The organism is Comamonas sp. F1-6, assembly GCF_039581415.1.
GTDB lineage: Bacteria > Pseudomonadota > Gammaproteobacteria > Burkholderiales > Burkholderiaceae_C > Comamonas > Comamonas thiooxydans.
In genome coordinates this window covers 1-25,176 of record NZ_JBCPWN010000038.1, presented here as the reverse complement: position 1 = coordinate 25,176, position 25,176 = coordinate 1, and the positions used below count along the sequence as shown (strand labels likewise).

21 protein-coding genes and 1 other RNA gene are annotated in these 25,176 nt (G+C 61.0%); 11 read left to right on the top strand and 11 right to left on the bottom strand.

Annotated elements, in window-relative coordinates; translation table 11 throughout:
• Positions 1–99 precede the first annotated feature (99 nt).
• From ssrA to ompA, 4 genes are all read right to left on the bottom strand, one after another.
• Positions 100–476: a transfer-messenger RNA gene (ssrA, locus tag AAIL66_RS23390) on the bottom strand.
• An 18-nt stretch (positions 477–494) separates the two neighbouring features.
• The gene (locus tag AAIL66_RS23385; RefSeq protein WP_034358986.1) at positions 495–1,154 is read right to left on the bottom strand and encodes an HAD-IA family hydrolase; all 660 of its coding nucleotides are present in this window, start codon (positions 1,152–1,154) and stop codon (positions 495–497) included.
• Positions 1,155–1,159: 5 nt separating this feature from the next.
• Positions 1,160–1,873 (bottom strand): bifunctional 2-polyprenyl-6-hydroxyphenol methylase/3-demethylubiquinol 3-O-methyltransferase UbiG, encoded by a 714-nt coding sequence (gene ubiG / locus AAIL66_RS23380; protein WP_003067659.1) that lies wholly within the window; start codon positions 1,871–1,873, stop codon positions 1,160–1,162.
• A gap of 83 nt (positions 1,874–1,956) precedes the next feature.
• Positions 1,957–2,601, bottom strand: coding sequence for an outer membrane protein OmpA (ompA, locus tag AAIL66_RS23375; protein WP_003067660.1), 645 nt, complete (start codon positions 2,599–2,601; stop codon positions 1,957–1,959).
• A gap of 229 nt (positions 2,602–2,830) precedes the next feature.
• On the opposite strand from ompA, the gene gyrA reads away from it, so the two are divergent.
• The 9 genes from gyrA to lapB all read left to right on the top strand — a co-directional run bounded on the left by gyrA (position 2,831) and on the right by lapB (position 14,970).
• Positions 2,831–5,527: a DNA gyrase subunit A gene (gene gyrA, locus AAIL66_RS23370; RefSeq protein WP_343497877.1), complete on the top strand. Its 2,697-nt coding sequence runs from the start codon at positions 2,831–2,833 to the stop codon at positions 5,525–5,527.
• 129 nt (positions 5,528–5,656) lie between these two features.
• Positions 5,657–6,766: a 3-phosphoserine/phosphohydroxythreonine transaminase gene (gene serC / locus AAIL66_RS23365; protein WP_003067662.1), complete on the top strand. Its 1,110-nt coding sequence runs from the start codon at positions 5,657–5,659 to the stop codon at positions 6,764–6,766.
• A gap of 122 nt (positions 6,767–6,888) precedes the next feature.
• Positions 6,889–7,989, top strand: a complete 1,101-nt coding sequence (pheA, locus tag AAIL66_RS23360; RefSeq protein WP_343485331.1) for a prephenate dehydratase — start codon at positions 6,889–6,891, stop codon at positions 7,987–7,989.
• Positions 7,989–8,885 (top strand): prephenate dehydrogenase/arogenate dehydrogenase family protein, encoded by an 897-nt coding sequence (locus AAIL66_RS23355; RefSeq protein ID WP_012837598.1) that lies wholly within the window; start codon positions 7,989–7,991, stop codon positions 8,883–8,885. The genes pheA and AAIL66_RS23355 overlap by 1 nt, the downstream gene beginning before the upstream one ends.
• A 107-nt stretch (positions 8,886–8,992) precedes the next feature.
• A complete protein-coding gene (locus AAIL66_RS23350) occupies positions 8,993–11,065 on the top strand; it encodes a bifunctional 3-phosphoshikimate 1-carboxyvinyltransferase/cytidylate kinase (protein ID WP_343497876.1) in 2,073 nt (690 codons plus the stop codon).
• A gap of 199 nt (positions 11,066–11,264) precedes the next feature.
• Entirely contained in the window at positions 11,265–12,947 is a 1,683-nt protein-coding gene (gene rpsA, locus AAIL66_RS23345) for a 30S ribosomal protein S1 (protein ID WP_003057144.1), read from the top strand.
• A 109-nt stretch (positions 12,948–13,056) separates the two neighbouring features.
• Positions 13,057–13,377: an integration host factor subunit beta gene (locus AAIL66_RS23340; protein ID WP_003067668.1), complete on the top strand. Its 321-nt coding sequence runs from the start codon at positions 13,057–13,059 to the stop codon at positions 13,375–13,377.
• Positions 13,378–13,487: 110 nt separating this feature from the next.
• Positions 13,488–13,823, top strand: coding sequence for a LapA family protein (locus tag AAIL66_RS23335; protein WP_034378993.1), 336 nt, complete (start codon positions 13,488–13,490; stop codon positions 13,821–13,823).
• Positions 13,813–14,970, top strand: a complete 1,158-nt coding sequence (gene lapB / locus AAIL66_RS23330; protein ID WP_003067672.1) for a lipopolysaccharide assembly protein LapB — start codon at positions 13,813–13,815, stop codon at positions 14,968–14,970. Before AAIL66_RS23335 ends, lapB begins: the two co-directional genes overlap by 11 nt.
• A gap of 64 nt (positions 14,971–15,034) precedes the next feature.
• On the opposite strand, the gene AAIL66_RS23325 is transcribed toward lapB, so the two are convergent.
• From AAIL66_RS23325 to AAIL66_RS23295, 7 genes are all read right to left on the bottom strand, one after another.
• A complete protein-coding gene (locus tag AAIL66_RS23325) occupies positions 15,035–16,228 on the bottom strand; it encodes an MFS transporter (protein ID WP_034358972.1) in 1,194 nt (397 codons plus the stop codon).
• Complete coding sequence (gene rmuC, locus AAIL66_RS23320; protein ID WP_343497878.1) at positions 16,225–17,754, bottom strand: DNA recombination protein RmuC; 1,530 nt, start codon at positions 17,752–17,754, stop codon at positions 16,225–16,227. Before rmuC ends, AAIL66_RS23325 begins: the two co-directional genes overlap by 4 nt.
• Positions 17,755–18,111: 357 nt before the next feature.
• Positions 18,112–18,519 (bottom strand): tautomerase family protein, encoded by a 408-nt coding sequence (locus tag AAIL66_RS23315; protein WP_012837593.1) that lies wholly within the window; start codon positions 18,517–18,519, stop codon positions 18,112–18,114.
• 136 nt (positions 18,520–18,655) lie between these two features.
• The gene (locus AAIL66_RS23310; RefSeq protein ID WP_343497875.1) at positions 18,656–19,633 is read right to left on the bottom strand and encodes a D-glycerate dehydrogenase; all 978 of its coding nucleotides are present in this window, start codon (positions 19,631–19,633) and stop codon (positions 18,656–18,658) included.
• Positions 19,634–19,747: 114 nt separating this feature from the next.
• Positions 19,748–21,166, bottom strand: coding sequence for a sodium:proton antiporter (locus tag AAIL66_RS23305; RefSeq protein WP_034378987.1), 1,419 nt, complete (start codon positions 21,164–21,166; stop codon positions 19,748–19,750).
• 82 nt (positions 21,167–21,248) lie between these two features.
• Positions 21,249–22,484 (bottom strand): nicotinate phosphoribosyltransferase, encoded by a 1,236-nt coding sequence (gene pncB, locus AAIL66_RS23300; RefSeq protein WP_034378986.1) that lies wholly within the window; start codon positions 22,482–22,484, stop codon positions 21,249–21,251.
• Positions 22,485–22,713: 229 nt separating this feature from the next.
• On the bottom strand, positions 22,714–23,193 hold the full coding sequence (locus AAIL66_RS23295; RefSeq protein WP_012837589.1) for a thioesterase family protein: 480 nt from the start codon (positions 23,191–23,193) through the stop codon (positions 22,714–22,716).
• A 351-nt stretch (positions 23,194–23,544) separates the two neighbouring features.
• On the opposite strand from AAIL66_RS23295, the gene AAIL66_RS23290 reads away from it, so the two are divergent.
• Positions 23,545–24,093 carry a phasin family protein gene (locus tag AAIL66_RS23290; protein ID WP_003067688.1) on the top strand — a complete coding sequence of 183 codons (549 nt, stop codon included), beginning with the start codon at positions 23,545–23,547 and terminating at the stop codon, positions 24,091–24,093.
• Between the two features lie 271 nt (positions 24,094–24,364).
• Complete coding sequence (locus AAIL66_RS23285; RefSeq protein WP_343497874.1) at positions 24,365–25,123, top strand: 3-hydroxyacyl-CoA dehydrogenase; 759 nt, start codon at positions 24,365–24,367, stop codon at positions 25,121–25,123.
• Positions 25,124–25,176: the final 53 nt, after the last annotated feature.

Here is a 25,176-nt window from a genome sequence, read left to right as displayed (position 1 = left end):
CCCACGAACCTTGGCGGACGCTTACGGAAGGCAAGTCGTTGATTTACCAAAGAAAAAGGGCGTTCACTGGACTTCAGTGAACGCCCTTGGACGTTATGGTGGTGGAGCTGGCGGGAATTGAACCCGCGTCCGTAAGCCTTCGCCGGACAGATCTACATGTTTAGTGCTCTGTTTTAAATCTCGCCACCCAAACCCCGCAGGCACACGCTGCTTGGGTAGCCAGCTTCCTAAAATCTCGCCAAATACCAAGAAGCCCGGTATCCAGCCAGCTAATGTAAATTCCCTTGCAGCCGGGAGGTATTGCTACCCCCTTGCCCAGCCCACTAGCGTGCTGTTGCAAGGCTCACCGGATTAAGCGGCGAGTGCGAAACGTTCGTCGTTTGCAGTTAGTTTTTTGAATGGAGATTTACGAGCATCACTCAAGCTCGACATGCACCGCACCGGTCCCGAACCCACGTCGAAACCAGGACAGCCCCTTAGTGCCTATTCTAGCCTCATCCCAACAACTTCAACAGCTCAAGCGGTGAATTGATATGCGCATCGGCACCCCAGTGAACCGTATCTGCTGTCGCACCCAGGTAGCCATAGCGTGCAGCTACAGTTTTCATGCCCGCTGCTGCACCCGCCTGGATATCGCGCTCGTCATCTCCGACATAGATGCAATGCTCGGGAGCAATCTGCATGCGTCGTGCGGCTTCAAACAGAGGCTCGGGGTGAGGCTTGGAATGCGGCGTAGTGTCCCCGCTCACCACGGCCGCAGCCTGAGCAAACAAGGGCATCTGACGTGTCAGCGGCTCGGTGAAGCGCATGGACTTGTTGGTCACCACACCCCATAGAAGCGGGCCGGCTTCCAACGCCCGGATCAACTCGGGCACGCCATCAAAAGCATAGGTGCGCTCGGTCATGCATTGCTCGTAATTGCGAAAGAACTCCTCCCGCATTTCTTCGAAGCCGGCAGAATCGGGCGTCATGCCGAACGCAATACCCAGCATTCCACGCGCTCCAGCCCCAGCCATATGGCGGTAGGCATGGAGTGGCAACGACGGCATGCCGCGATCCACACGCATCTTGTCTGCTGCAGCCCCCAGATCAGGAGCGCTGTCGATCAAAGTGCCATCCAGATCGAAAAGAACGGCTCTAACGTGCTTCCACATGGCTGTCACTCCTGAGGGCGGCGTGTTGCCAGCATGTAATTGACCGAGGTGTCATTGCTGAGCCAATAGCGGCCCGAGATCGGGTTGTGCTCCATGCCCTTGCTGCCTTGCACATCCAGGCCGGCTTCGCGCGCAAAGCGTGCCAACTCGCTTGGGCGCAGCAACTTGGCGTACTCATGAGTCCCTTTGGGAATCATCTTGAGCATGTATTCGGCAGCCACGATCGCCAACGCAAAAGCCTTGGCATTGCGATTGATGGTGGAAAAAAACACCCAGCCACCAGGCTTGACCAGCTGGGCACATGCCCGCACGATGGACGCAGGATCGGGCACATGCTCCAGCATTTCCATGCAGGTCACCACATCAAAGCTTGCCGGCTGCTCCTGCGCCAGTTGCTCGACGCTGACCTCATGGTATTGAATATTGGGCGTTCCCGCCTCCAGAGCATGCAGCTGCGCGACGCGCAAAGCCTTGGTTGCGAGATCGATACCCACCACCTTGGCCCCTTTGCGCGCCATGGAGTCTGCAAGAATGCCACCGCCACAGCCCACATCCAGCACCCTCTGGTTCGCCAATGGGGCCTGGGCGTTGATCCAGTCCAGTCTCAGGGGGTTGATCTGATGCAGTGGCTTGAATTCACTCTCGGGATCCCACCAGCGATGGGCCAGGCTGGAGAATTTTTCCAGTTCTGCCGGGTCGGCATTGATAGTGTTGCTCATGAGGCAATTGTCCGCGATTACAGCAATGAATCAGGCATAAAAAAAGCCCCGTTGCCGGGGCTTTTTGTGTAGCAATCGAAAGATTACTGAGCAGCCTTGGTGCCCACAACTTCGATTTCCACGCGACGGTTCTGAGCGCGGCCAGCAGCAGTCTTGTTGTCTGCCACGGGTTGCTTTTCGCCCTTGCCTTCGGTGTACACGCGGCTCTTTTCGATGCCCTTGGACACCAGATAAGCCTTCACAGCTTCAGCGCGACGCACCGACAGCTTCTGGTTGTAAGCATCGGAGCCCACGGAGTCAGTGTGACCCACGGCGATGATGACTTCCAGGTTGATGTCCTTGATCTTGCCGGTCAGGTCATCCAGCTTAGCCTTGCCTGCGGGCTTCAGCACGGACTTGTCGAAGTCGAAGAAAGCGTCAGCAGAGTAGGTAACCTTAGATGCCACTGCAGGCTGGGGAGCCACAGGAGCGGGAGGCACAACGGCGGGAGCGGGAGCAGCAACCTGGGCCTTCAGAGCACCGTCGCAATCAACAGCGGCAGTAGCAGGAGTCCAGTTGGCATCGCGCCAGCACAGTTCGTTCGTGCCGTTCTTCCACACCAGTTCGCTGGTGCCGTTTTGCCAGTTGTCGATAGTCTTGCCACCGTCAGCAGCCTTCACTTGTGCGCCAGCGGCTGTCACGAGGGCAGCAGAGGCAAACAACATCGCCACTTTGTTCAGTTTCTTCATGGTTCTCCTCTTGGGGAAAAAGCCGCAGCAGGGCTGCGAATCTGTGGACGTCATCAGTGACCATCACCAAAAACGTTGAAATGATTGTGCCATACGTAACATGCAAGAGTGTTGTCAACTAGGCACCAACAAGTAGTACAGCTATGTAATTCCTCAGTTATGTTGCTCTGCTGCCACACGCCATTCGACCTAAAATGGCTGTTTTCCAGCCGTCAAAGTATCACTAGACATGACCCAGTTTGCTAAAGAAACTCTGCCCATCAGCCTTGAAGAGGAGATGCGTCGCAGTTATCTCGATTACGCCATGAGCGTGATCGTGGGCCGGGCGCTTCCTGATGCGCGTGATGGCCTAAAGCCCGTGCACCGCCGCGTTCTGTACGCCATGCACGAACTCAATAACGACTGGAACCGCCCCTACAAGAAGTCGGCGCGTATCGTCGGTGACGTCATCGGTAAGTACCACCCTCACGGCGACAGCGCGGTCTACGACACCATCGTGCGCATGGCACAGGATTTCTCGCTGCGCCACATGCTGGTCGATGGCCAGGGCAACTTCGGCTCGGTGGACGGCGACAGCGCCGCTGCCATGCGTTACACGGAAATCCGCCTCTCCAAGATCGCTCATGAAATGCTGGGCGACATCGACAAGGAGACGGTGGACTTCGGCCCTAACTACGACGGCTCCGAGCAGGAGCCGCTGGTGCTGCCAAGCCGCCTGCCTAACCTGCTGGTCAATGGCTCCTCGGGTATTGCCGTGGGTATGGCCACGAATATCCCGCCGCACAACCTCAATGAGGTAGTGGACGGCTGCCTGCATTTGCTGCAGAACCCCGAAGCTTCCATCGACGAGCTGATGGAGATCATTCCCGCACCGGACTTCCCCACGGCCGGCATCATCTACGGCATCAACGGCGTCAAGGAAGGCTATCGCACCGGCCGTGGCCGCGTGGTGATGCGTGCCAAGTGCCACTTCGAGGACATCGACAAGGGTCAGCGTCAGTCCATCATCGTTGACGAGCTGCCCTACCAGGTCAACAAGAAGACGCTGCAGGAGCGCATGGCCGAGCTGGTGCACGAAAAGAAGATCGAGGGCATCAGCCATATCCAGGACGAGTCGGACAAGTCCGGCATGCGCCTGGTGATCGAATTGAAGCGCGGCGAAGTGCCCGAGGTGGTGCTCAACAACCTCTACAAGCTGACCCAGCTGCAAGACACGTTCGGCATGAACATGGTGGCCCTGGTCAACGGCCAGCCCAAGCTCTGCAACCTGAAGGATCTGATCCAGGTCTTCCTGGAGCACCGCCGCGAAGTGGTGACCCGCCGCACCGTGTTCGAGCTGCGCAAGGCGCGCGACCGCGGCCATGTGCTGGAAGGTCTGGCCGTCGCACTGGCCAATATCGACGACTTCATTGCCATCATCCGCAACGCTCCCACACCTCCCGTGGCCAAGGCCGCGCTGATGGAAAAATCCTGGGACAGCAAGCTGGTGCGCGAGATGCTCACCCGCACGCGCACCGACGGCGGCGTGGTCAATGCCGACGACTATCGCCCCGAGGGCCTGGAAGTCGAATTCGGCATGCAGCAAAACGGCCTGTACCGCCTGTCCGAGACCCAGGCCCAGGAAATTCTGCAGATGCGTCTGCAACGCCTGACGGGCCTTGAGCAAGACAAGATCGTGGCCGAGTACAAGGACGTCATGTCGGTCATCGAAGACCTGCTGGACATCCTGGCCAAGCCCGAGCGCGTCTCCATCATCATTGGTGAAGAACTCAACGCCGTGAAGGCCGAATTCGGTCAGTCCAAGAAGGGCGAGCGTCGCTCCACCGTGGAATACAGCGCGCAAGACCTGTCCACCGAAGACCTGATCACGCCCACCGACATGGTGGTGACGCTCTCGCACACCGGCTACATCAAGAGCCAGCCCCTGTCCGAGTACCGCTCGCAAAAGCGCGGCGGCCGCGGCAAGCAGGCCACGGCGACCAAGGAAGACGACTGGATCGACCAGCTCTTCATCGCCAACACGCACGACTATCTGCTGTGCTTCTCCAACCGTGGCCGCATGTACTGGCTCAAGGTCTGGGAAGTGCCATCGGGCTCGCGCGGCTCGCGTGGTCGCCCCATCGTCAACATGTTCCCGCTGCAGGAGGGCGAGAAGATCAATGTGGTGCTGCCGCTGACCGGCGAAAACCGCAGCTTCCCCGAAGATCACTTCGTCTTCATGGCCACCAGCATGGGCACCGTCAAGAAGACGGCGCTGACCGAGTTCAGCAACCCGCGCAAGGCCGGCATCATTGCCGTCGGCCTGGACGAGGGCGACTACCTGATCGGCGCTGCGCTGACCGACGGCAAGCATGATGTGATGCTGTTCAGCGACGGCGGCAAGGCGGTACGCTTTGACGAGAACGATGTGCGCCCCATGGGCCGCAATGCGCGCGGCGTGCGCGGCATGAACATCGAAGAGCATCAGAACGTGATCGCCATGCTGGTCGCCGAGGCCGACGACGGCACGGGCAATGTGGTGGCGGGTTCGCAAAGCGTGCTGACCGCCACCGAAAACGGCTACGGCAAGCGCACGGCCATCAGCGAATACACGCGCCACGGCCGCGGCACCAAGGGCATGATTGCAATCCAGCAGTCCGAGCGCAACGGCAAGGTCGTGGCTGCGACCCTGGTGGCGCCCGAGGACGAGATCATGCTGATTACCGACACCGGCGTGCTGGTGCGTACCCGGGTTGCGGAAATCCGCGAGCTGGGCCGCGCCACACAGGGCGTGACGCTGATCAACCTGGACGAAGGTGCCAAGCTCATCGGCCTGCAGCGCATCGTCGAAAATGATGCGAACGACAATGCCGGCGAGGACGGCGAAGCCGATGACTCCGGCAGCGCCAGCGCCGAAGGCGCAGCCGAGTCCGGCGACGCCTCCTGATCGGCCAGCCCCGGCTGCCCCGATACGGACCGGACGCCACGGGCATGACCCGATGCCCGTGACCCAATGTTTTGATAGCTGAAAGCGCAAGCCAGACAAGCGCTTTCACATGTTTTGAGCGTAAATCTGATGAACCGCCCTTTTAACTTCTCCGCAGGCCCCGCCGCCATCCCTGAAGAAGTGCTGCAAACCGCAGCCGCCGAAATGCTGGACTGGCACGGCTCCGGCATGGGGGTGATGGAAATGAGCCACCGCGGCAAGGAATTCATCAGCATTTACGAAGCCGCCGAAGCCGATCTGCGCGAGCTGCTGGCCGTGCCCGCCCACTTCAAGATCCTGTTCATGCAGGGCGGCGGCATTGCCGAAAACGCCATCGTGCCCATGAATCTGTCGCGCGCCGGCGTGGTGGACTTTGTGGTGACCGGCAGCTGGAGCCAGAAGTCGGCCAAGGAAGCGGCCAAGTACGCCAGCGATGCCAATGTGGCCGCCAGCGCCAAGGACAGCGACTACACCACGATTCCCGCCGCCAGCAGCTGGAATCTGAGCCGTGGCGCCAGCTATGTGCATATCTGCAGCAACGAGACCATTCACGGCGTGGAATTCCACGAGCTGCCCGACCTCCAGGCCCTGGGCTCGGATGCACCGCTGGTCATCGACTTTTCCTCGCATGTAGCCTCGCGCTCCATCGACTGGAGCCGCGTGGGTCTGGCCTTTGGTGGCGCGCAAAAGAACATCGGCCCCGCGGGCCTGACCATCGTCATCGTGCGCGAAGACCTGCTGGGCCATGCCCTGCCCGTCTGCCCCTCGGCGTTTGATTACAAAACCGTGGCCGACAACGGCAGCATGTACAACACGCCTCCCACCTGGGGCATCTACATGGCCGGCCTGACCTTCCAGTGGCTCAAGCGCCAGACGGAAGGCGGCCTCAGCGGCGTGGCCGCCATGGAAGCGCGCAACATCGCCAAGGCCAAGCTGTTCTATGACTATGTGGACCAATCCTCGTTCTACGTGAACAAGGTGGCCGCGAACTGCCGCTCGCGCATGAACATTCCGTTCTTCCTTCATGATGAGTCGCGCAACGACGCCTTCCTGGCCGGCGCCAAGCAAGCCGGCCTGCTGCAGCTCAAGGGCCACAAGTCCGTGGGCGGCATGCGTGCCAGCATCTACAACGCCATGCCCATAGCAGGCGTGCAGGCGCTGGTCGACTACATGCGTGACTTCGAGCAACGTCAGGCCTGAGCCCCACCCTTAGCCTTGTAAAAAGATGAGCTGCCACCGCTTGATCTGCAAGTACTTCACCAAGGTATTGGTTTGAATTCCTTGTGCAACAAGCGCCAGCAGCTACGAAATTTGAGAGATTCATGAGCCAAGAACCCCAAGCCAGCCCCGAGCTGTTGTCGCTGCGCAACCAGATCGATTCCCTGGACCGCCAGTTGCTGGAGCTGGTCAACCAGCGCGCCCATGTGGCCGAGCAGGTGGGCGAGCTCAAGAAGAAGGAAGGCTCGGCCTTCTTCCGCCCGGACCGCGTGGCCCAGGTGATCGAGAAGATCAAGTCCAACAACCCCGGCCCGCTCAAGGGCGCGCATGTGGCCGCCATCTGGCGCGAAATCATGTCGGCCTGCCTGGCGCTGGAATCGCCCCAGCGCGTGGCCGTGCTCGGCCCTGCCGGCACCTTCTGCGAGGAAGCGGCGATCCAGTACTTCGGCGGCGCGGCCGACCTGATGTACTGCAACAGCTTCGAGGAAGTCTTTCATGCCACGGCCGCCGGCAGCGCCCAGTACGGCGTGGTGGGCGTGGAGAACTCCAACGAGGGCGTGGTCACGCGCTCGCTGGACATGTTCCTGCACACGCCCTGCCATGTGGTGGGCGAAGTCAGCATGCTGATCCGCCACAATCTGATGCGCACCAGCAATACGCTGGACGGCATCGAGGTCGTGGCAGCGCACCCCCAGGCTCTGGCCCAGTGCCAGGGCTGGTTGTCCAAGCATCTGCCCCATGCCGAACGTCGCCCCGTGGAGAGCAATGCCGAAGGCGCGCGCCTGGCGGCCCTGCACCCCAACTGGGCAGGCATTGCCGGCGAACGCGCCGCCCAGCAGTTCGGCCTGCATATCGTCAGCCACGCGATCCAGGACGATGCCTACAACCGCACGCGTTTTGCCGTCATCTGCCTGCCGCACACGCTGGCCACGGCCGCACCCAGCGGCAGCGACTGCACCAGCCTGGTGGTCTCGGTACCCAACACCGCCGGCGCCGTGCATGACCTGCTGGTACCGCTGAAAAAGCACGGCGTCTCAATGACGCGCTTCGAGTCGCGCCCGGCCCGCACCGGCCAATGGGAGTATTACTTCTACATCGACATCGAAGGCCACCCAGCCCAGGCCAATGTGGCCTCCGCCCTGCAGGAGCTGCAGGGCCTGTGCGCGTTCTACAAGGTGCTGGGCACCTACCCGGTGAGCAAGTGATGGCAACTCAGGAATTGCAGCCGTTCGAGCAGCTCGGCTTGATCGGCTGCGGATTGATGGGCGGCTCCTTCGCCCTGGCTCTCAAGAAAGCCGGCCTGGTCAAGCGCGTGGTGGGCTACAGCAAATCGCCTTCGACCACCGAACGTGCGCGCCAGATGGGCGTGATCGACGTGGAAGCGCCCTCCGCCCTGCTGGCGGCGGCCGGCGCCGATCTGGTGCTGCTGGCCGTGCCCGTGGCGGCCACCGAGGCCACGCTCAAGTCCATCAAGCATCTGGTCACGCCCCAGATGATGATCATGGACGTGGGCTCCACCAAGGTCGATGTGGTGCAGGCCGCACGTTCGGCACTGCGCGACCAGATCGGCAGCTTTGTGCCCGCCCACCCCATCACCGGCAAGGAAGTGGCCGGCGTGGAGCACGCCGATGTCAAGCTCTACCAGGGCGCCCAGGTCGTGCTGACACCGACGGAGCGCACGCTGACCGCGCATCTGGCCAAGGCCCAGGCGCTGTGGCAGGCCCTGGGATGCAAGGTCACGGCCATGTCGCCCGAGGCCCATGACAGCGCACTCGCCACCGTCAGCCACCTGCCCCATCTGCTGGCATTTGCCATGATGCAAAGCGTGCTGAACCAGCCCGGCGCCGACGATATGCTGGCGCTGGCCGGACCCGGTTTCCGCGACTTCACGCGCATAGGCGCAGGCGACCCCAAGCTCTGGCGCGATGTGCTGCTGGCCAACCGCGATCAGGTCCTGGCCCAGTCGCGTCAGTTCCGCCAGGCGCTGGAGCAGCTCGAAGGGCTGATGCAGGCCAACGACGGCCAGGGACTGCAGGACCGCCTGACCCTGGCCAGTGCCGCACGCGCCGAATGGACCATGGGCGGCAAGCGAGGCTCTTAAACTAGCGGCGTCGATCTATTCACCCAACCGCCACAGACACCGGGCAACGCCCGCCGCGCAGCCCGGTGTCGAAGCAGCCAGGCTGCACAGGGGGTTACGAGAGTTTTATGTTCACCACTGAATTTCTGGACCTGCCCGCACTGGATTCCGCCAACGGCAGCGTCAGCCTGCCCGGCTCCAAAAGCATCTCCAATCGCGTGCTGCTGCTGGCGGCGCTGAGCCAGGGCACCACCACCATTCACGACCTGCTGGATTCGGACGACACCCGCGTCATGCTGGCCGGACTCAAGCAGCTGGGCTGCAGCATCACCCCGGATGCCGTCACACCCGGCCAGGCGATTGACGTCACCGGCATCGGCGGTCAGTTGCCTGCCGGCACCGCGGCGACGCTGTTCCTGGGCAATGCCGGCACGGCCATGCGCCCGCTGACTGCGGCGCTGTCGGTGCTGGGCGGCGACTTCGAGATGACGGGCGTTCCCCGCATGTACGAACGCCCCATCGGCGACCTGGTCGATGCGCTGCGCCAGCTGGGCTGCAAGATCGACTATCTGAAGGATGAAGGCTTTCCGCCCCTGAAGATCGGCCAGCCCGATTTCAGCCAGCTGGGTAGCGAATCCATCAAGGTGCGCGGCGATGTCTCCAGCCAGTTCCTGACCTCGCTGCTGATGGCCCTGCCCCTACTGGCCAATGTCCCCGGGGCACAGCGCGACATCACCATCGAGGTGGTGGGCGAGCTGATCTCCAGGCCCTATATCCACATCACGCTGGAGCTGCTGGCGCGCTTCGGCATTGCCGTGAAAAACGACAACTGGCAGCGCTTTGTGATCCCCGCAGGCAGCCGCTATCAGTCGCCGGGCGCCATCCATGTGGAGGCCGATGCCTCGTCGGCCAGCTATTTCATCGCTCTGGGCGCGATTGCCACCGGCACCACCGATGACGCCGATGCCGACAACGCACCGCAGCCCAAGAGCATACGCATTCTGGGTGTGGGCCAGGACTCGATCCAGGGCGACATCCGCTTCATCGAGGCCGCCCAGGCCATGGGCGCACAGATCGAAAGCGGCCCCAACTGGCTGCAGGTCAGCCGTGGCAGCTGGCCTCTGAAAGCCATCGACCTCGATTGCAACCATATTCCCGACGCGGCCATGACGCTGGGCACCATGGCGCTGTATGCCGACGGCGTGACCACGCTGCGCAACATCGCCAGCTGGCGCGTCAAGGAAACCGACCGCATTGCCGCCATGGCGATCGAGCTGCGCAAGCTCGGCGCCTCGGTGGAAGAAGGTGCGGACTACATCCGCATCACGCCGCCCGCCGGCAAGACCGCCTGGAAAGCGGCCAGCATCCACACCTACGACGACCACCGCGTCGCCATGTGCTTCTCCCTGGCTGCCTTCAACCCGGCCAAGCTGCCGGTGCGCATAGAAGACCCCAAATGCGTGGCCAAGACCTTCCCCGACTATTTCGAGGCGCTGTTCTCCGTCAGCGAAGCCGAGCGCGAGCATATTCCCGTGATCTGCATCGACGGGCCAACGGCCTCCGGCAAGGGCACGATCGCCGCAGAAGTCGCCAGGGCACTGGGCTATCAGTTGCTGGACTCCGGCGCGCTGTACCGCATTACCGGCCTGGCCGCATCGCGTGCCGGCATGACGCTTGACGAGTCGAACGAGGAAACCATTGCCGAGATGGCACTGGACATGCCCGTGCGCTTCGATGCACAGCAGCGTGTCTGGCTCGGCGACGAGGACATCAGCCTGGCCATTCGCAGCGAAGAAGCCGGCATGAGTGCCTCGCGCGTATCGGCCCTGCCTGCCGTGCGCACCGCGCTGGTGGATCTGCAGCTGTCCTTCCAGGCCCTGCCTGGGCTGGTTGCCGATGGCCGCGACATGGGTACGGTCATCTTCCCCCACGCCCCGCTGAAGGTCTATTTGTGGGCGTCTGCCCAGTGCCGCGCCGAGCGCCGATATAAACAGTTGATTTCCAAAGGAATTTCAGCTAATATGTCCACCCTTTTGGCAGACCTTGAGGCGCGCGACGCCCGCGATATGAATCGCAGCACCGCTCCGCTCAAGCCCGCCGAGGATTCTTTGCAGCTCGACAGCTCCGAGATGACCATTGAAGAAGTGGTTGCCCAGGTGCTGTCGTGGTGGCAGGAACGCCAGCCGTTCGGTCGTCCTTGAAATTTCTAGCTTGAAGTTTCAAGGCCAGCCCTGCATCTGGCTTGTTGGCCCTTGATGCCAGGTTCTCGCAGACCGCGGACCGGCAGCAAGGTTGTTAACCTTTAACCCCCGTGGGCCTCAAACCCACAACCTCCGCAATCAGTCTTAAAAACGCTTGGCAATGGTGCCGACGGAAACCTGGTTGCGGGCAAGGAACTACATGTCTGAATCTTTTGCCGCCCTTTTTGAAGAGTCGTTGACACGCACCGAAATGCGTCCTGGCGAAGTTATCACCGCTGAAGTCGTGCGCGTTGAGCACAACTTCGTGGTGGTGAACGCCGGCCTGAAGTCGGAAGCCTACGTGCCCCTCGACGAGTTCAAGAACGACCAGGGCGAAGTCGAAGTCCAAGTGGGTGACTTCGTGTCCGTGGCCATCGGCTCCATCGAAAACGGCTACGGCGACACCATCCTGTCCCGTGACACCGCCAAGCGTCTGGCTTCCTGGCTGTCGCTGGAAAAGGCTCTGGAATCCGGCGAATTCGTGACCGGCACCACTTCCGGCAAGGTCAAGGGCGGCCTGACCGTTCTGGTCAACGGCATCCGCGCATTCCTGCCCGGTTCGCTGATCGACACACGTCCCATCAAGGACCTGACTCCCTACGAAAACAAGACCCTGGAATTCAAGGTCATCAAGCTGGATCGCAAGCGCAACAACGTGGTGCTGTCGCGCCGCGCTGTGGTGGAAGCCTCCATGGGCGAAGAGCGCGCCAAGCTGATGGAAACCCTGAAGGAAGGCGCTATCGTTCAGGGCGTGGTCAAGAACATCACCGAATACGGTGCGTTCGTGGACCTGGGCGGTATCGACGGCCTGCTGCACATCACCGACATGGCATGGCGCCGTGTGCGTCACCCCTCCGAAGTGGTGACTGCCGGCCAGGAAATCACTGCCAAGATCCTGAAGTTCGACACCGAAAAGAACCGCGTGTCCCTGGGTCTGAAGCAAATGGGCGACGATCCCTGGATGGGCGTGGCTCGCCGCTACCCCTCCGCCACCCGTCTGTTCGGCAAGGTCACCAACATTGCTGACTACGGCGCATTCGTGGAACTGGAACCCGGCATCGAAGGCCTGGTGCACGTTTCCGAAATGGACTGGACCAACAAGAACATTGCTCCCACCAAGCTCGTGTCCCTGGGCGACGAAGTGGAAGTCATGGTTCTGGAAATCGACGAAGACAAGCGTCGCATCTCCCTGGGCATGAAGCAGTGCAAGGCTAACCCCTGGCAAGAATTCGCCCAGAACACCAAGCGCGGCGACCGCGTGAAGGGCCCCATCAAGTCCATCACCGACTTCGGCGTGTTCGTGGGTCTGGCTGCCGGTATCGACGGCCTGGTGCACCTGTCTGACCTGTCGTGGAACGAAGCCGGCGAAGCCGCCGTTCGCAACTACAAGAAGGGTCAAGAAGTCGAAGCCATCGTGCTGGCCGTGGACGTTGAGCGCGAGCGCATCTCCCTGGGCATCAAGCAACTGGACAGCGATCCCTTCACGACCTTCGTGACCGTGAACGACAAGGGCCAAGTTGTGACCGGCAAGGTCAAGACTGTGGACGCCAAGGGCGCTGAAATCGACCTGGGCGAAGACATCATCGGCTACCTGCGCGCTTCCGAAATCTCGCAAGACCGCGTGGAAGATGCTCGTTCCGTCCTGAAGGAAGGCGACGAAGTGACTGCCGTGGTGGTGAACGTGGATCGCAAGAGCCGCAACATCCAGCTGTCCATCAAGCAAAAGGATCACGCTGAACAGCAAGTCGCCATGGCTTCCCTGTCGGCTCAGTCCTCCAAGGAAAACGCTGGTACCACCAGCCTGGGCGCTCTGCTGCGCGCCAAGCTGGACGCTGACAAGTAAATCTTGCATCAGCCGGTCAGCCAGCTCGCCTGACTGACCGCCAAGCGTCAAAGACAACGGGCGCCCTGTGCGCCCGTTGTTGTTTTCAACCTAGAGCCTCCGCCACCCGATGACCCGATCCGATCTCGTCGAAGAACTTGCCGCCCAATTTGGCCAACTCAACCAACGTGATGCCGAGCAGGCCGTCAAAACCATTCTGGATGCCGTCAGCGATGCCCTGGTGCGCGGTCACCGTATTGAGATTCGCGGCTTTGGCAGCTTTGCCATCAATCACCGCCAGCCCCGCATAGGCCGCAACCCCCGCTCCGGCGAGTCCGTTCAGGTTCCCTCCAAGCGCGTGCCTCATTTCAAGCCCGGCAAGGCCCTGCGCGAAGCCGTGGACAATCTCAAGGCCGAAGACTCCGCTGCCCAGCAGCCGCAGATCGCCTGAAGTCCGCGGGCACCGTCAGCCACATCAGGGCTGACCACGCCGTCCGTTTGCCAGTCCGCGCATAGGCTGGCCTAAAATCTTCCCGTCACACAAGGCGCATAAAGGGAAGCATGAAATACCTGCTGTGGCTGCTCAAGGCAGCCATTTTTTTCACTCTGTTCGCATTCGCACTCAACAACCAGCAAGACGCCACCGTGCATTTCTTCTTTGGCACGGCCTGGACGGCACCTCTGGTGCTGGTGGTTCTGGCTGCTTTCGCGCTGGGCCTTTTTGTCGGAGTGCTGGGCATGGTGCCACGCTGGCTCAAGCATCGCAGCGCAGCGCGCGAGGCACAGGCCACTCAACAGGCACCGAACGCCGCAGCCAACGCCACCAGTGCAGCACCTGCGGTGAAGGAACAGAACTCTTCTTCGATCATTGCGCCGGGCGACGTGCATGGAATTTAATCTGACTTGGATTTTGCTGGGCCTGCCTGCAGCCTTTGTGCTGGGCTGGCTGGCCTCCCGCTGGGATTTGCGCCAGGTGCGAGCCGACAACCGCCAGGCTCCCAAGGCGTACTTCAAAGGTCTGAACTTTCTGCTCAACGAGCAGCAGGACAAGGCCATCGATGCCTTTATCGAGGCCGTACAGAACGACCCCGATACCACCGAACTGCACTTTGCACTGGGCAACCTGTTTCGCCGCCGCGGCGAATACAACCGTGCAGTGCGCGTCCACGAGCATCTGCTCAGCCGCGCCGACCTCACCCGCCCCGACCGGGACCGTGCCCAACATGCACTGGCACAGGACTTTCTCAAGGCCGGCCTGCTGGACCGCGCCGAGGAGGCACTGAACCGCCTGGAAGGCACGCAGTACGAAGGCGAAGCACGCCTGGCGCTGCTGGCCATCTACGAGCGCTCGCGCGACTGGGCCCAGGCAGCGGCCATCGTGCGCAAGATGCAGGCCGCCGGCCAGGGGGACTTCAGCACCCGGCTGGCCCACTATCTTTGCGAAGACGCGCAATCCCAGGTGGCCCATGGCCAGCTCGACAAGGCGTTTGCGCAGCTGCAACAGGCCTTGGAGACTGCACCGCAAGCTCCGCGCCCCCGACTGGAGCTGGCCCAGCTCCAGCATCGCCAGGGCCGGTCCGCGCAGGCTTTGTCCAGCCTTCAGGCGCTGGCGCAGAACAGCCCCGCAGCCCTGCCCCTGGCCGCCAGCCTGCTTGTGGAAGTGGCCGAGGCAACAGGCGCGCTCGCCGAGGCTCGCGATCTGCTGCTCAAGCACTATGAACAGGCACCCTCGCTGGATCTGCTGCAGGCACTGGTCGCAGTCGATCAGAAAAGCGGTGACGCTGCAGCCCCCGGCCGCCAGCGCCTGGTGCAACACCTGGAGCATGAATCTTCCCTCGTGGCTGCCGCCCAATGGCTGGAAGGCGAGACACTGACCGAAGAGCAGTACCATGCCACCGTGCAGAAGGCGCTGAACCACGCCACCAAGCCTCTGACCCGCTACCGCTGCGCAGCCTGCGGCTTTGAAGCCCGCACCCATTTCTGGCATTGCCCCGGCTGCCAGAGCTGGGACAGCTACCCCGCACGCAGGGTCGAAGAGCTGTAAAGCACTTCCAGAAGACAAAAGAGCGCCCCTGGGCGCTCTTTTTCAATGCATGCAGGCGGCTCGTTTAATGGTCACCCCACTCATCGGCCGGCATATCCTGCTTGCCGATCAACCAGGGCAGGCGCGAGGACACGCCGACCAGAACCCCCACGGCCCAGAACAGGGCCGAAACACCGACCACCGTGCCCAGCGAGCCGAACAGCACCGGCATCAGCACGCTGGAGCCGTTGATGGCCATCATGCGCAATCCCAGCGCCTCGCCATGGCGCTCGGGTGGCGTGATCTGATGGATCATGCTCATCACCATGGGCTGCACCGATCCCAGCACTACGCCCAGCAAGACTGAACAGGCACCCATGGTCCAGGCTCCTGGCATGAAGGGATAAGCGATGAACAAGGCGCAGGCCGCAACCATGGCCCCCAGCACCACCTGCGATTCGGCCAGGCGGCGCGTGATGATGGGCATCAGCATGCGGATCACGGCCGCAGCAATCGCAAAAGCACCCAGGATGCTGCCTATCACCGAGGCAGGCAGTCCGCGCTCATGGCCCAGAATTGGCACGACAAAAGTGTGCACGTCCCAGCAAGAGGAAAGCGCCCAGTTCAGCAGCAACAGGCGCCTGAAGCCCCGGTTCTGTACCAGATCCCAGGCCGTTGCCTTCTGGTTCGCACTCTCGGTCTGCAACGCGGGCAGCTCCTGCACCGTTCTTGCCCAGAACCAGGCCGCCAGAGGCATCAGGGTCAGCAGCAGGAAGGCCGCCCTGAAACCTGTGGTGCTGGCCGCTTCGCCGCCGGCGTAGTCGATCAGCAGACCGGCCGCGAAGGGCCCCAAAAAATTGGAGATCGCCGGCCCGATCGCCAGCCAGCTGAAGACCTTGCGCAGCTCGTCCTTGTTGTGCGCCATACGCCCCACATGGCGCTGCAGGGCGATCAGTGCCATGCCGGCTGCGCCGCCCGTCAGCAAAGCGCTCAGGCACAGCACCGGATAAATCGGGAACAGCACCGCCACTCCCGCTCCGGAACAGGCGGCCACCACACTGATGATGAGCGGGCGCTTGAGCCCGTGACGGTCCGCATAGCGCCCCGCAGGCAGGGACAGAAACACCTGGGTCAGTGCGAACAGCGCCAGCAGCATGCCGACCGCGGCTGCGCTATAGCCCTCCTTGAGCGCCAAAAGCGGCGTGGCCATGCGCATGCCCGTCATGGTGCCGTGGATACAGACTTGCGCAAGAATCAGGCGCAGCAGGGCCGCGTTCATTCCTGGTCCTCGGCGGCAAGCTGATCACCCTCAGCCGACGCGGCCGGAAACAAGGGCTGGCCCTGACCGTCTCCATTCGGCAGCTCCTGCACATTGCGCAAATGGCGCTGAATGGCGCGCGTGCGCACACCCACCTGATCAAACTTGCGCGCGGCGGCATCGATGGACTTGCGCGTAGCCTCCACCACCTCGCCGAACTTGCCGAACTCGGTCTTGACCTGACCGAGCACACCCCAGACTTCGGAGGAGCGTTTCTCGATCGCCAGCGTCTTGAAGCCCATCTGCAGGCTGCTGAGCATAGCGGCCAGATTCGCGGGACCGGTAATCACGATGCGATGCTCATTCTGCAGCGCCTCGACCAGTCCCGGGCGGCGCAGCACCTCTGCAAACAGGCCTTCGGTGGGCAGATACATGACGGCAAAGTCCGTGGTGTGCGGCGGTGCGATGTACTTGCTGGCAATCTTTTTGGCTTCGCCGCGAATCGATGTCTCGAAGGCATTGCCTGCAGCGGCAATGGCCACGCGATCTGCGCTGTCCTGGGCATCCTGCAGGCGCTGATAATGCTCGACTGGATATTTGGCATCGATGGGCAGCCAGACGGGCTGCTCGTCGTTGCGGCCCGGCAGCCGGATGGCGAACTCGACCAGCTCATCACTGCCAGGCACGGTCTTGACGTTTCTCGCGTACTGCTCGGGCGTGAGCACATTGTCGATGATGCTGCCCAGTTGCAGCTCGCCCCAGGTGCCGCGCGACTTCACATTGGTCATCACGCGCTTCAGATCGCCTACGCTGCCCGCCAGGGTCTGCATCTCGCCCAGCCCCTTGTGCACCTGCTCCAGCCGATCGCTGACCAGCTTGAAGGACTCGCCCAGACGCTGCTCCAGCGTGGCATGCAGTTTTTCATCGACAGTGCGGCGCATCTCGTCGAGCTTGAGGGAGTTTTCGCTCTGAATCGTGGCCAGCCGCTCGTTGAGCGTTGCGCGCAGCTGCTCGGCCGTGGTCTGCTGGCCCTGTGCCAGCGCAGCCAGTTGCTGGCTCACCGCATCCTGCAACACGGCAAACTGATGGCGCAGTTGCTCACCATTGCTTCCCAGCTGATCCTTGAGCGCAGCCCCCATATTGGTACTCATATGCGTGAGCTGCTGCTGGATGTCGCCCTTGAGCGAATCCAGCGTGCCGCGTGTGGTCTCGGCCAGGGCCTCGAAGCGCTGCTGGACATGGACTGCCTGCTCTGCACTGCTTTGGGCCAGTGCCGCGCGGGCTTGCTGGCTGTCGCCCGTCAGCCGCTGCGCTAGCTGGGCAACGTCTTCACGAAAGGATGCCAGCGCCGCCGCCTGCTCGCGCCGTGCGGCCAGTGCATCTTGCTGGGCCTGGGCCAACTGGGTCTGTACATGCTGGGTGACACGGTCCAGGGCTCCATCGCTCTTGGCCACCGTCATCTGGGTACTCTGGCTGCTGCGCTCCAACTGCTGCAGCCTGACATCCAGCGCCTGCAATCCCTGCAGCAGCTGGGCTTGCAGCCTCATCGCATCAGGGCCGAGAGCAAGTTCCGTCTGACGGCGCAGCCCCTGCAGCCACCACAGCAGCACCAGAAGCAGGCCCACCATCAATACGGCCAGCGCCGCCAACCCAAGCCACCACGTAGTCACTGTCTTGCCACGCCTTTCGCACTCTTTTTTTCATAGCTGCAAGCGCTTATCAGAAAAGCGCTACAGACCTATTCATTGAATTTCCGCCCTGGGCATTGCAGACTGAAGTTTGCAAGCACTAGCGCGCAGGCAAATTATCAGTCCTCAGAGCCAAGAAAAATTCAATGCGATCAGAAGTGCTGCTTCCGACTGCAGCCTTGGTGACAGCAAGGCTGCAGTCGGTTGACACAAGAATCAGGCGTCGGGGCCCACTTGCTGGGCAATGGCCATGGCGAACTTGCCGCCGCCCACGGACCAGTCGGAATAGTCGTTTTCGTGCGTGAAGATGAACACATCGCTGGGTGCGACGTCCGCATCTTTTTCCAGATTGGCAGCGATGTTGGCGTACAGCGCGCGCTTCATGGCATCGCTGCGCCCACGGCGCATGGTGATCTCGACCACGACCACGCGGTCCGAGCGCTTGTAGCCGTTGAAAGTGCGGCTGAAGAAGAACTTCTGCTCGTCATATTCCTCAACCATATTGAACAACTCATCGGCGGGCATGCCGATGCCGTCGATCAGGGCCTGATGAATACCGTTGACGATGGCCTGGCGCTGGGCGGGCGTGGTGTCCTTGTGGACGCTGGTGCGGATAAAAGGCATTGCTGTCTCGCTTGATATAAAAAAGCCCGCTGTGCGCACAGACGCCAAGCGGGCAGAAATTATCAAAGCCGACAACGCACTCAGAGCACGTATTCGCCCTCAAACTGATATGACGTGATACGGCCTAATCTCGGCATCAGGCCAACTGATTGACGGGCGTCAGCGGCCCCTTGCCGGCAAAGAACGAGATCAGGTTGTCTGCCGCCAGCCCCGCCATGGCCGTACGCGTACCCTTGGTGGCGCTGGCGATATGAGGTGTCAGCACCACATTGGGCACGGCCAGCAGATCCGGATGCACGACAGGCTCACCCTCGAACACGTCCAGCCCCGCTGCGGCAATGCGCTTATCCTTGAGTGCCTGGGCCAGAGCCGCATCATCGACGATGCCGCCACGCGCAATATTGATCAGCGAGGCTGTGGGCTTCATCTGCGCAATTTCTGCCGCGCCTATGGTGTGGCGGTTTTCGGGGGTGAATGGCAGTACCAGCATCAGATGGTCTGCACGCTCGAGCAGCTCCTGCTTGCCGACATAGCTGGCCTTGCACTCGGTTTCCAGCGCAGCATCCAGACGCGAGCGGTTGTGATAGATCACCTCCATGCCAAAGCCGTAGGCCGCACGGCGTGCAATGGCCTGACCGATGCGGCCCATGCCCAGGATACCCAGCGTGCTGCCATGCACCTCGGCACCCGCAAACAGGTCGTAATGCCAGTCCTTCCAGAGCCCGGCACGCAGATAGTGCTCGCTCTCGGCAATGCGGCGCGCCGTGGCCATCAGCAGGGCAAAGCCGAAATCAGCCGTGGTCTCGGTCAGTACATCGGGGGCATTCGTGCCCTGCACGCCTGCGGCCGTCATCGCGGGCACATCGAAATTGTTGTAGCCCACAGCCATGTTGGCCACGATCTTGAGCTGCGGGCAGGCGGTCAGCAACTCGGCATCGATGCGCTGCGAACCCGTGGTCAGCACGCCATCCTTGCCCTGCAACTGCTGTGCCAGCTCTGCCGGAGACCAGACCACATCGTCCTGATTGGACTGCACTTCAAAATGCTGCTGCAACCGCTGCACCACCTCGGGTGAAATGGCGCGGGCAATCAAGATACGGGGCTTTTGACTCATCGCGTTGTCTCCTCATTCATCTTTTTAGAACATATCAGCTCGCCCGGCACAGCCCGAGCTATCAAGCAAGGACCGTCCCGCAGCAATGATGTCGCCCCCTCAAGGGGAGAGCCATCACCTAAACCAAATCCAGGTAATCAAAACCAGCAGAGGTACCAGCACGCAGACCGACCAGAGCATGTAGCCGAAAAAGCCCGGCATCTTCACGCCGCGATCTTCGGCAATCGCCTTGACCATGAGATTGGGCGCATTGCCAATGTATGTGTTCGCTCCCATGAACACGGCACCGGCAGAAATGGCTGTCAGCGTCAGCGCCATCTCGGTCATGAGGTGCGCGGGGTCGCCACCGGCGGTATTGAAGAACACCAGATAAGTCGGAGCGTTGTCGAGGAAGGAGGACAGCAGACCCGTGGCCCAGAAATACATGGCCGGGTTGGGCGTGCCATCGGCATTGGTGACTGCGCGCACCACGGCTCCGAACGGGCCATCGACACCGGCTTTAAGCATGGCGATGACGGGAATGATGGTCAGGAAAATACCTGCAAACAGCTTGGCCACTTCCTGCATGGGACCCCAGCCGAACTCATTGGCCTGATGCACACGAGCGGGTGTGAGCTTGAGCGAAAGCAGAACCACGGCAAGCAAACCCAGATCGCGCACCAGACCGGGCAGGCCCACATGGGTCCCGGCGATCTCGATACCCGCAGGAGTGCGCCAGATGCCGCTGACCAGCACCAGAGCCACCACCACCATCAGCAGCACAAAGTTCACACGGCCTTCAAAGCCCAGGCGGCTTTGAGCCCCGGTCACATCCATGCTGGGCGTGGGATCGGGCAGATCGGTCTCGCCCTTTTGCCCCATCAGCTTGTGATCTATCACATAGAAGATAGCCAGCAGCGCCAGCGTGAGGAATAACATCGGGCCCCAGATATGGCTCACCGTCCAGAAGAAGTCCACCCCCTTCAGAAAGCCCAGGAACAGCGGCGGATCTCCGAGCGGCGTCAACGCCCCCCCGGCATTGGAGACGATGAAGATGAAAAACACCACCACATGAGCCTGATGACGGCGGTTGTCGTTGGCGCGCAGCAAGGGACGTATCAGCAGCATCGAAGCCCCGGTCGTGCCCATGAAGCTGGCCAGCACCGCTCCAATGGCCAGGATGGCGGTATTCAACCCCGGCGAACCACGCAGATTGCCGCGCACATAGATGCCTCCGGCCACCGTGTACAAGGCGGTCAGCAGGATCACGAATGGCAGATACTCGGCCAGCAAGGCATGCACCAGATTCACGCCCGCCGCGCCCAGACCATAGACCAGCGCAAAAGGCAGCAGGAAGGCCAGCGCCCAGCCGGCAGTGACCTTGCCGAAATGGTGATGCCAGAATTGCGGAAGCAGCAGCGGCAGCAGCGCAATGGACAGCAGCATGCCCACAAACGGCAGGCCCCAGGCCACGGACATGGCTGCGCCGTCAATGTCTGCGGCCTGCGCGGTGGCCGCTGCCAGCGTCAGCAGCGCGGCCGCCGCGGTTTTCATAAAAGATTTGCTGTTCAAACGCCCATCCTCTCTGCTCTTTGCCCTGCAACAGGCATAACTCCCGCCAATGATTCTTTGATTTCTATGCCGGCGAAACCGGCTCCGGCGGCGCAATGCTGAACACCTGGCGCAGATAGGCCAGGTATTTTTCATCGTCACACATGCTCTTGCCCGGTGTGTCCGATAGCTTTGCCACGGGCTGGCCGTTGCAGCGCGTCATCTTGATCACGATCTGCAATGGCACATGCTCGGGGGGATTTCCCAAATCGTTGGTCAGATTGGTGCCGATGCCGAACGCCAGCTGGCAGCGACCGTTGAAGCGCTCGAACAACCCGATGGTTTTGGGGATGGTCAACCCGTCGCTGAAGATCAGCACCTTGCTCAGCGGATCGATCTTGTTGGCCTTGTAATGCGCTATCAGGCGCTCGCCCCACTCAAACGGGTCGCCGCTGTCATGACGCGCACCGTCAAAAAGCTTGCAGAAGTACAGATCGAAATCACGCAGAAAGGCCGACATGCCATAGACGTCGGACAGCGCAATCCCCAGATCGCCCCGGTACTCGCGCGCCCAGGACTCGAAGCCGAAGATCTGGCTGTCGCGCAGGCGCGGGCCCAGCGACTGGCAGGCCTGCAGATATTCATGGGCCAAGGTGCCCAGCGGGATCAGGCCCAGCTTCATCGCATACAGCACATTGCTGGTGCCCGCCAGTTGCCCCTTGCGCTGACCGTTGACGCGCGCCGCCCCCGAATGACCCAGCCTGGCGCAAAGCACCCGCAGCACCTCTTCATGCCAGGCTCTGGAAAAGCGCCTGCGGGTGCCGTAATCGGCAATCTTGAGCGTCTCAAGGCCAGGCGCCTGCAGCAGCTCGATCTTCTCGTCCAGGCGCTTGCGTCCTTCCAGAAAGTTGGGGACGGGCTGGGTGTTGCGGAAATACACCTCGTTGACGATGGCCAGCACCGGGATCTCGAACAAGATGGTGTGCAGCCAAGGGCCCTGGATGGTGATGTCGATCTCGCCGCTGGCCAGGGGCGTGACCGTGATGTATTTGTCGTTGAGCTGGAACAGGCTCAGGAAATCGACAAAATCGCTCTTGATGAAACGCAGCGAACTCAGATAGGCCAGCTCGGCATCTTGAAAGCGCAGCTTGCACAGAGAGCGGATTTCTTCGCGGATTTCATTGACGTACGGAGCCAGTTGCACGCCAGGGTTGCGGCATTTGAAGCGGTACTCCACCTGCGCGCCCGGAAACTGATGCAGCACCACCTGCATCATCGTGAATTTGTACAGGTCGGTGTCTAGCAGACTGGTGATGATCATGGACGACGGTGGGCCTGACGGTCCGTTCAGTCATGGAACAAGGCTGGCTCAAATACAGGCTGCGCCAGCCTCAACAGAGACTGATGAGTGTAGGCTATTCCACACCCTGCACCGTACTCACGGCCCCTAAGCGCTTCTTGCAGATGCGGGCTTCGGATTTGCCGCCCGATATATCAATCGGATCAGAATCAAACCTTTGATAAACATACGCAAGAAGCTATCGTTTTTGCTATTCACCAGCGGGCTCTGCACGCAGCAGTGACTGTAGTGCCGCCCGCAAGGGCTCGGGCAAAGGCACGGGCCGGCGCGTCTGTCTGTCGACATAGACATGCACAAAATGCCCGGCAGCAGCCGACTGACTCGCCCCCCTGGCAAACAGACCCACTTCATAGCGCACGCTGGAGCTCCCCAGATGGGCCACGCGAATACCCGCTTCCACGGCTTGCGGGAAAGCCAACGAGGCAAAGTAATTGCACTGGGTCTCTATCACCAGGCCAATCGTCTGCCCATCATGAATATCCAACGCGCCCTGCTCTATCAGATACGCATTGACCGCGGTATCAAACCAGCTGTAGTAGATGACGTTGTTCACATGACCGTAAACATCGTTGTCCGACCAACGGGTGCTGATTTCACGAAACACGGGATAGGAGTCGCGCGCCTGCGGCTGGGCGCGCAAAGGTTTGCCATGAGATAACGATGCAGTCATGCAGTCATTTTGCAGAGCCGCCCCGGCGCCGCCAGCACCACCGCGACAGGGCTTGCAGGTTGTCACTCATCAACGCATGACGCACCGCACAAAGAAAACACGCTACTTCAAATTTTGTCAGTTATCAGACATAACAAAGTCTTTTAAAAATCAGATACTTATCAAAAACAAAGAGTCATTAATTTTTTTGCTGCAGCGCAGCAAATTAAAGCTTGCATTGCCACAAATTCTCTTTCACAATGCACCCATGCTGCACTGCAACATACGACTGGCAAAGATAGCGGTCATGTCAGAGCAGACGTTTCCTCCGGTCCGATCCCTTTGTTAGATCCGTAATTTTGGAGAATTGCCATGAGCCTGACCCCTGACCAAATCCTGAGCGCACAAAAAGCCCACTTCGAGACACTGTTCGGCCTGACCAGCAAAGCTTTCGAAGGCGTGGAAAAGCTGGTGGAACTGAACGTCACCGCCTCGCGCGCCGCACTGGCCGAAGCTGCCCAGCACACCCAGGCCGTGCTCAGCGTCAAGGACGCCCAGGAACTGCTGACTCTGCAAGCAGGCCTGTTCCAGCCTCTGGCCGAGAAAACCGCTTCCTACAGCCGCCACCTGTACGACATCGCCAGCAACACTGCCGGCGAATTCAACAAGACGCTGGAAGCCCAGTCCACCGAAGCTCGCAAGAACTTCAATGCCCTGCTGGACAACACGACCAAGAATGCTCCTGCCGGTTCCGAATCCGCTGTTGCCATGGTCAAGAGCGCAGTCTCTGCCGCCAACAACGCTTTCGAATCCGTGCAAAAGGCTGTGAAGCAAGCCTCCGACATGGCCGAAGCCAACTTCAACGCTGCCACCAAGACAGCAACCGAAGCTGTCAAGGCCACGACCGCTGCCAAGCGTTAAGAACATGGTTATTGACATGCTTGGCAAAGACTAGGGTTTACCCTATAATCACCAGCATGTCAGGTCAGCATACATTGAATCAGATGCTGACCTTGCGCAAGTTGTCTCCTTGGATCCTCCTGAAACCCCCGTTTCATGGATCCCTTCAAAGCCCAGTCTTCCCGATTGGGCTTTTTTTTATGCGCGCTTTCCTCAGGTCGCCAGTTCCTTCACTCTGTGCATAATTGACGTTTACGTCAACGTCAATAGACATCGAACAAGGAGACAGTTCATGCAGATTCAGGATCGCGTATTCATCGTGACTGGTGGCGCTTCAGGCTTGGGCGAAGGTACGGCGCGCATGCTGGCCGCCAACGGCGGCAAGGTCGTGATTGCCGACATGAATGCAGAGCGCGGCGAGGCCGTAGCCAGTGAGATCGATGGCGTCTATCTGCGCTGCGATGTCAGCAATGAGGCCGATGGTCAGGCCGTGGTCGCCAAAGCCACCAGCCTGGGCAAACTCGCCGGCCTGATCAACGGCGCCGGTATTGCACCGGCCGAGAAAACCGTAGGCAAAAGCGGCCCGCACAGCCTGGCCGTCTATACCAAGACCATCATGGTCAACCTGGTCGGCACCTTCAACATGATTCGCCTGGCAGCGGATGCCATGAGCAAGAACGAGCCAGAGCCTACCGGCGAGCGCGGTGTGCTGATTTCTACCGCCAGCGTCGCAGCCTATGACGGCCAGATCGGTCAGGCCGCCTACTCTGCCTCCAAGGGCGGCGTGGTCGGCATGACGCTACCCATTGCTCGCGACCTGGCTCGCAGCGGTATTCGCAATATGACGATTGCTCCCGGCATCTTCGGCACCCCCATGCTGTTCACCATGCCGCAGGAAGTTCAGGATGCACTGGCCGCCAGCGTGCCCTTCCCCAGTCGCCTGGGCAAACCCGAGGACTACGCCAAGCTGGTCAAGCAGATCCTGGAAAACGACATGCTCAATGGTGAAGTCATCCGCCTGGACGGCGCCATTCGCATGGCCCCGAAATAATGGGTAAATCAAAGGCCTTGCCGCAAGGCCTTTTCTCGGGATCCCGGGCAAAG